Genomic DNA, 7,191 nt, shown 5'->3' on the forward strand with positions numbered 1-7,191 from the left:
TATTTAGCGGGTTTCAAGTAAAACACCGTTACCGGATCTGCAACAACGCGGCAAATTGTCCGACGTTTTGCGCAAACAAAAACGCCCCGACAAGTCGGGGCGTTCGATCTTGCAGCGGGAATTACTCGACCGCTTTGACCATGTCTTCGATGACTTTCTTCGCGTCGCCGAACACCATCATGGTCTTGTCCAGATAGAACAGTTCGTTATCCAGACCGGCATAACCGCTGGCCATCGAGCGCTTGTTGACGATGATGGTCTTGGCCTTGAACGCTTCGAGAATCGGCATGCCGGCAATCGGCGACTTCGGATCGTTCTTCGCGGCCGGGTTGACCACGTCGTTCGCGCCGAGCACCAGCACCACGTCAGCCTGGCCGAACTCGGAGTTGATGTCTTCCATCTCGAACACCTGGTCGTAAGGCACTTCGGCCTCGGCGAGCAGAACGTTCATATGACCAGGCATACGGCCCGCCACCGGGTGAATCGCGTACTTCACGGTCACGCCACGATGGGTCAGCTTCTCGGTCAGCTCTTTCAATGCATGTTGCGCGCGCGCCACTGCCAGACCGTAGCCCGGCACGATGATCACGGTGTCGGCGTTGGTCAGCAGGAAGGTTGCATCGTCAGCCGAACCGGATTTCACCGGACGCGCTTCTTTCGCACCGGCCGGGCCAGCGTCGGCCGTGTTGCCGAAACCGCCGAGCAGTACATTAAAGAAGGAACGGTTCATCGCCTTGCACATGATGTACGAGAGGATCGCACCGCTCGAACCCACCAGCGAACCGGCAATGATCAGCATCGAGTTGTTCAACGAGAAGCCGATACCCGCCGCCGCCCAGCCCGAATAGCTGTTGAGCATCGACACCACCACCGGCATGTCGGCGCCGCCAATCGGGATGATGATCAGCACGCCCATCACGAACGCCAGTGCCAGCATCAGCGCGAACGCAGTGAGGTTACCGGTGAACATAAAGGTCAGACCGAGTGCCAGCGTTGCCAGGCCCAGCACCGCGTTGAGCTTGTGCTGACCGGCAAACTGTACCGGTGCGCCTTGGAACAGGCGGAACTTGTACTTGCCCGAGAGCTTGCCGAAGGCGATCACCGAACCGGAGAAGGTGATTGCACCGATCGCCGCGCCGAGGAACAGCTCCAGACGGTTGCCCGCCGGAATCGAGTCGCCCAGCTGTTTAACGATACCCAACGATTGCGGCTCAACCACCGCAGCGATAGCAATGAACACCGCCGCGAGGCCGATCATGCTGTGCATGAAGGCAACCAGTTCCGGCATCTTGGTCATTTCAACGCGTTTGGCCATGATCGAACCGGCAGTGCCGCCGACCAGCAGGCCGACGATCACGTAACCGATACCGGCCGTCGCCAGCTCAGCGCCCAACTTATAGATGAGGCCGACGGTGGTCAGAATGGCCAGCGCCATGCCAAGCATGCCGAACAGGTTGCCGCGTCGCGAGGTAGTCGGGTGCGACAGACCTTTGAGGGCCTGGATAAAGCAGATCGACGCGATCAGGTAGAGCGTCGTGACGAGATTCATGCTCATTACTTCGGCGCCTCTTCTTTTACTTTCGGGGCTTTCTTCTTGAACATCTCAAGCATGCGGCGGGTGACCAGGAAGCCACCGAACACATTCACCGCAGCCAGTGCCACGGCGAGGGTGCCCATGGTTTTGCCCAGCGGCGTGACGGTCAGCGCAGCGGCGAGCATGGCGCCGACGATGACGATTGCCGAGATGGCGTTGGTCACCGCCATCAGCGGTGTGTGCAGCGCAGGTGTAACGTTCCAGACCACGTGGTAACCGACATAAATCGCCAGCACGAAGATGATCAGGTTGTAGATACCGGGGGAGATAAGCTCTTCCATCGTCTGAATCCCTGCTTAGGCGTTTTTGCGGATGACTTGGCCGTCGCGGCACATCAGGCACGCGGCGACGATGTCGTCTTCGAGGTTGACGTCGAACTGGCCTTCTTTGGTGAAGACCAGCTTGAGGAAGTCCAGCAGGTTGCGCGCGTACAGTGCCGAAGCGTCTGCTGCGACTTCACCGGCCAGGTTGGTCGGGCCGCAAATGGTCACGCCATTTTCGACGACGACTTGGTCGGCCACGGTCAGCGGGCAGTTGCCGCCCTGAGCGGCGGCGAGGTCGATGACCACCGAGCCCGGTTTCATCTGCGCCACGGTGTCCGCGCTCAACAGCGTCGGTGCCTTGCGGCCCGGAATCAGCGCGGTGGTGATGACAATGTCAGCTTGTTTGGCGCGTTCGTGCACTGCCTGCGCCTGACGCTGCATCCAGCTCGCCGGCATTGGCCGCGCGTAACCGCCGACACCGACGGCGCATTCGCGCTCTTCATCGGTCTCGTAAGGCACGTCGACGAACTTGGCACCGAGGGATTCGATCTGTTCCTTAACGGCCGGACGTACGTCGGACGCTTCGATCACCGCACCCAGACGTTTCGCCGTGGCAATTGCCTGCAACCCGGCCACACCGGCGCCGAGAATCAGCACGCGCGCCGCTTTCACGGTGCCCGCAGCGGTCATCAGCATTGGCATGAAGCGCGGATAATAGTGAGCGGCCAGTAACACCGCCTTATAGCCGGCAATGTTCGCCTGCGACGACAACACATCGAGACTCTGCGCGCGTGAGGTGCGCGGCGCGGCTTCGAGGGCGAACGCGGTAATGCCGCACTCGGCCATCTTCGCGATGGTTTCGTTGTTGAACGGGTTGAGCATGCCCACCAACACCGTACCGCGCTTGATCAGTGTCAGTTCGGCATCGCTGGGTGCGACCACTTTGAGAATCAGCTCGGCGCCAAACGCATCATTGGCACTGCCAATGGTTGCGCCTGCCGCTTCATAGGCACTGTCGACAACGCTGGCGTTAACGCCGGCGCCGGTTTGCACAGTGACCTTATGACCTTGGCTGATCAGCTTTTTAATGGTTTCCGGGGTTGCAGCAACCCGTGTTTCACCGGTCTGGGTTTCGAGAGGAACACCAATGTGCACGTCAAATCTCCTGCGTGATCTTATTGAGTAAACCCATGCACTACGGATGGTGCGACTGGGGCGGCCGATCAGCACGATCCCGCCAAATCAGGGCGGGGCGCGGCATTTTGCAGGCGAACTTTATGCCCTTCAAGGGATTATGACGGGTGACGGAAAATTAACTACAAGTCATCCCGTGACCGAATGTCGCAGATGGCCAGCGCAATCCCTTGCAGGCCGTGCCTTGTAAGGATTCTGGCTGAATATGGAAAAATTTCTCATCGGTGGCGTGAATAGGCAGCAATGCGTCGCCGATGGAGGCTCAAAGCCACGTCGTCAGGCGCTTGTGGGACGTCTGTACGACTTTCGGATACAGTCAGTGAAATTGCGACAAATAGTTATATCTGTAGGGCTTTTATTTTCCTGACTACCGGGTTAATTATCGCTGCAGGCCTTATCCTTCAAGGCTGTAGCTTTGCGCCTGGTTCACCAGCCAGTCACGAAATGCCTTCAATGACGCCGATTCGACCTTTCGCTCGGGAATCATCAGGTAATAAGCCTTGATGCTGGAGAGGGCCTGCGGGTTGGCTATTACCAAGCGTTTTTCCGCCAGTTCACGCTGAATCAGGAACGGCGGAATCAGCGCAATGCCCATGTCGTGCATGGCTGCCTGAGCGAGCATGGAGAATAGCTCGTAGCGCGGGCCTGTCATGTCGCGGGGGATATTCAGCTGTTGCGAGTTGAACCATTGGCGCCAGGCGTAAGGGCGCGTGGTCTGCTGCAGCAGCGGCAGTTCGGCGATGGCTGCGGCTGTCAGAAGCGTCTTGTTGCCGAGTAGGGCGGGGCTGCACACCGGCATCGGATTCTCGCCCATCAGCCTGTGGGATTCGGTACCTGACCAATCGGCGTCACCGAAGTAGATCGCCGCATCGAATTCAGTATCGGCAAACAGAAAGGGCCGGGTGCGGTTGGTCAGATTGACGGTGACTTCCGGATGCTTGAGCTGGAAATCCTTGAGCCGTGGCAGCAGCCATTGCGTACCGAAGGTCGGCACCACCGCCAGTTCGATCACGTTGGTGCCTTGCTGGCCCATCACTGACAGCGTGTCGCGCTCAACCGCATCGAGTTGCGTCGCGACCCGGCGGCTGTAGGAAAGTCCCGCTTCGGTCAGCTTCACCCCACGTCGCGAGCGTCGGAACAGTTCCACACTGAGGAACTCCTCGAGGCTGGCGATCTGCCGGCAAATGGCGCCTTGAGTGAGAGAAAGTTCCTCGGCGGCTCGGGTAAAGCTCTCGTGGCGCGCGGCAGCTTCGAAGCTGATCAGGGCGGTGGTGCTGGGGATCTTTCTGCGCATGTACGTCAACCTCACTAATGCGCCGCATAAAAGGCATTTCGCGACGTTTCGGAGTGAGAAATTAGCACAACAGAATGCGAAATCCTCGTTTGCCGCGACAGCGAACCGCGCCTAGGATCAATGCCACGTTAATTCACCCGATTTGCGAGGACACACTCATGGGCGGTAAAGCTAGCTTCAACTGGATCGATCCCCTGTTGCTGGATCAACAGCTCACCGAAGAGGAGCGCATGATCCGTGACACCGCCGAGCAGTTTGCTCAACAGAGCCTCGCACCACGTGTTCTTGAAGCCTTCCGTCATGAGAAAACCGACCCGGCGATCTTCCGCGAAATGGGCGAAGTCGGCCTGTTGGGCGCGACCATCCCTGAGCAGTACGGCGGCAGCGGTCTGAACTATGTCAGCTATGGCCTGATTGCCCGTGAGGTCGAGCGTGTCGACTCCGGCTACCGCTCGATGATGAGCGTGCAGTCGTCGCTGGTGATGGTGCCGATCAACGAATTCGGTACTGAAGCACAGAAGCAGAAGTACCTGCCGAAGCTGGCGTCCGGCGAATGGATCGGCTGCTTCGGCCTGACCGAGCCCAACCACGGTTCGGATCCGGGCGCGATGATTACCCGTGCACGTAAAGTTGACGGCGGCTACAGCCTGACCGGCGCGAAAATGTGGATCACCAACAGCCCGATCGCCGATGTGTTCGTGGTCTGGGCCAAAGACGATGCCGGTGACATTCGTGGCTTTGTCCTGGAAAAAGGCTGGAAAGGCCTGAGTGCTCCAGCGATCCACGGCAAAGTCGGTCTGCGCGCGTCGATCACCGGTGAGATCGTCATGGATAACGTGTTCGTGCCGGAAGAGAACATCTTCCCGGACGTACGTGGCCTGAAAGGTCCGTTCACCTGCCTCAACTCCGCACGTTACGGCATCTCTTGGGGGGCGCTGGGCGCTGCCGAGTTCTGCTGGCACACCGCGCGTCAGTACACCCTGGATCGTCAGCAGTTCGGTCGTCCATTGGCCGCCACTCAGTTGATCCAGAAAAAACTGGCCGACATGCAGACCGAAATCACCCTGGCCCTGCAAGGCTGCCTGCGCCTGGGTCGTATGAAGGATGAGGGCACTGCTGCGGTCGAGATCACTTCAATCATGAAGCGCAACTCGTGCGGCAAGTCCTTGGATATCGCCCGTATGGCTCGCGACATGCTCGGTGGTAACGGCATTTCCGATGAGTTCGGCGTGGCCCGTCATCTGGTCAACCTGGAGGTGGTGAATACCTATGAAGGGACTCACGACGTTCACGCGCTGATCCTTGGGCGTGCGCAAACCGGTCTGCAGGCGTTCTATTAACAGGAGAGCGAGCATGGGCGCGCTGTCGCATCTGCGGGTACTGGATTTATCGCGCGTGTTGGCCGGGCCGTGGGCCGGGCAGATTCTCGCCGACCTTGGCGCCGAGGTGATCAAGGTCGAGCGCCCGGGTAATGGTGACGACACTCGCGCCTGGGGACCGCCCTTCCTTAAAGACGCTTATGGCGAGAACACGTCGGAAGCGGCTTATTACCTGTCGGCCAACCGCAACAAGCAATCGGTGACCATCGACTTCACGCGTCCCGAAGGCCAAAAGTTGGTGCGGGAGTTGGCGGCGAAGTCGGACATTCTCATCGAGAACTTCAAGGTCGGTGGACTCGCGGCTTATGGTCTGGATTATGAGTCGCTGAAGGCGATCAATCCTGATCTGATTTACTGCTCGATCACTGGTTTTGGTCAGACCGGGCCGTATGCCAAGCGCGCGGGTTATGACTTCATGATTCAGGGCTTGGGTGGGCTGATGAGCCTGACCGGGCGTCCTGAGGGTGATGAAGGCGCCGGACCGGTGAAGGTTGGTGTCGCGTTGACCGATATTCTCACCGGTCTGTATTCGACGGTAGCGATTCTCGCAGCACTGGCACATCGCGACCATGACGGCGGTGGTCAGCACATTGATATGGCGTTGCTCGATGTGCAGGTGGCGTGTCTGGCTAACCAGGCGATGAACTACCTGACGACGGGAAATGCACCGAAGCGCTTGGGCAATGCGCATCCGAACATCGTGCCTTATCAGGACTTTCCTACGGCTGACGGTGATTTCATCCTCACCGTGGGCAATGACGGGCAGTTCCGCAAGTTTGCCGAAGTGGCGGGGCAACCGCAGTGGGCGGATGATCCGCGGTTCGCGACCAATAAACTGCGGGTGGCGAACCGCGCGGAGCTGATTCCTTTGATTCGTCAGGCTACGGTGTTCAAGACGACTGCCGAATGGGTTGCTCAGCTGGAGAGGGCGGGTGTGCCGTGCGGGCCGATCAATGATTTGTCACAGGTGTTCGAAGATCCTCAGGTCAAAGCGCGTGGATTGGCGATAGAGATGCCGCATGCATTGGCGGGGATGGTGCCTCAGGTGGCCAGCCCTATTCGTTTGTCGCAGACGCCAGTCGAGTATCGGCATGCGCCACCCTTGTTGGGCGAGCATACGCTGGATGTTTTGCAGCGGGTGTTGGGGATGGGCGTGGGTGCGGTGGCTGATTTAAAGGCGGCTGGGGTGCTGTAAACATTCCTTCTATATAGAGGCGCAGCGGTTTCTTCCTATATTGAGCTGCGATTGGCTGTTTTTTAGCCAATCCGCAAGTGATTGAAAGAAAAGCGAAATTAACGGTTGACGGCAGATTTCAGATGTCTATAATTCGCCCCACTTCCGGCGCAGTCGAAACGGAAAACTCCTTGAGATTCAATGAGTTATGTAGGTTTCGGCAGTGGGTTGCTTCAGTTTATCGAAGCCAGAAAGAAGTTGAAAAAGAGGTGTTGACAGCAGCGTGTAACGCT

The 7,191-nt window shown here is 58.5% G+C and carries 6 protein-coding genes; 2 read left to right on the forward strand and 4 right to left on the reverse strand.

Annotated features, from left to right (window positions below):
- Positions 1-121: 121 nt before the first annotated feature.
- The 4 genes from BK670_RS29415 to BK670_RS29430 form a co-directional block, all read right to left on the reverse strand.
- Positions 122-1,555, reverse strand: coding sequence for an NAD(P)(+) transhydrogenase (Re/Si-specific) subunit beta (locus tag BK670_RS29415; RefSeq protein ID WP_007911651.1), 1,434 nt, complete (start codon positions 1,553-1,555; stop codon positions 122-124).
- Positions 1,555-1,875 carry an NAD(P) transhydrogenase subunit alpha part 2 gene (locus BK670_RS29420; protein ID WP_003187417.1) on the reverse strand — a complete coding sequence of 107 codons (321 nt, stop codon included), beginning with the start codon at positions 1,873-1,875 and terminating at the stop codon, positions 1,555-1,557. The genes BK670_RS29415 and BK670_RS29420 overlap by 1 nt, the downstream gene beginning before the upstream one ends.
- A 15-nt stretch (positions 1,876-1,890) precedes the next feature.
- Positions 1,891-3,012 (reverse strand): Re/Si-specific NAD(P)(+) transhydrogenase subunit alpha, encoded by a 1,122-nt coding sequence (locus BK670_RS29425; protein WP_123455102.1) that lies wholly within the window; start codon positions 3,010-3,012, stop codon positions 1,891-1,893.
- A 433-nt stretch (positions 3,013-3,445) separates the two neighbouring features.
- Complete coding sequence (locus BK670_RS29430) at positions 3,446-4,345, reverse strand: LysR family transcriptional regulator (protein ID WP_123455105.1); 900 nt, start codon at positions 4,343-4,345, stop codon at positions 3,446-3,448.
- 158 nt (positions 4,346-4,503) lie between these two features.
- Here BK670_RS29430 and BK670_RS29435 point away from each other — a divergent pair, with 158 nt between their 5' ends.
- Positions 4,504-5,685, forward strand: a complete 1,182-nt coding sequence (locus BK670_RS29435; RefSeq protein ID WP_007953903.1) for an acyl-CoA dehydrogenase — start codon at positions 4,504-4,506, stop codon at positions 5,683-5,685.
- A gap of 13 nt (positions 5,686-5,698) precedes the next feature.
- A complete protein-coding gene (locus BK670_RS29440) occupies positions 5,699-6,919 on the forward strand; it encodes a CaiB/BaiF CoA transferase family protein (RefSeq protein WP_123455108.1) in 1,221 nt (406 codons plus the stop codon).
- Positions 6,920-7,191 lie beyond the last annotated feature (272 nt).

The sequence above is a fragment of the Pseudomonas fluorescens genome (assembly GCF_003732425.1).
GTDB lineage: Bacteria > Pseudomonadota > Gammaproteobacteria > Pseudomonadales > Pseudomonadaceae > Aquipseudomonas > Aquipseudomonas fluorescens_BE.

Coding starts and splice junctions, on each gene's coding strand:
- BK670_RS29415 (WP_007911651.1), bottom strand. CDS start 1,555: ATGAGCATGAATCTCGTCACGACGCTCTACCTGATCGCGTCGATCTGC.
- BK670_RS29420 (WP_003187417.1), bottom strand. CDS start 1,875: ATGGAAGAGCTTATCTCCCCCGGTATCTACAACCTGATCATCTTCGTG.
- BK670_RS29430 (WP_123455105.1), bottom strand. CDS start 4,345: ATGCGCAGAAAGATCCCCAGCACCACCGCCCTGATCAGCTTCGAAGCT.
- BK670_RS29435 (WP_007953903.1), top strand. CDS start 4,504: ATGGGCGGTAAAGCTAGCTTCAACTGGATCGATCCCCTGTTGCTGGAT.
- BK670_RS29440 (WP_123455108.1), top strand. CDS start 5,699: ATGGGCGCGCTGTCGCATCTGCGGGTACTGGATTTATCGCGCGTGTTG.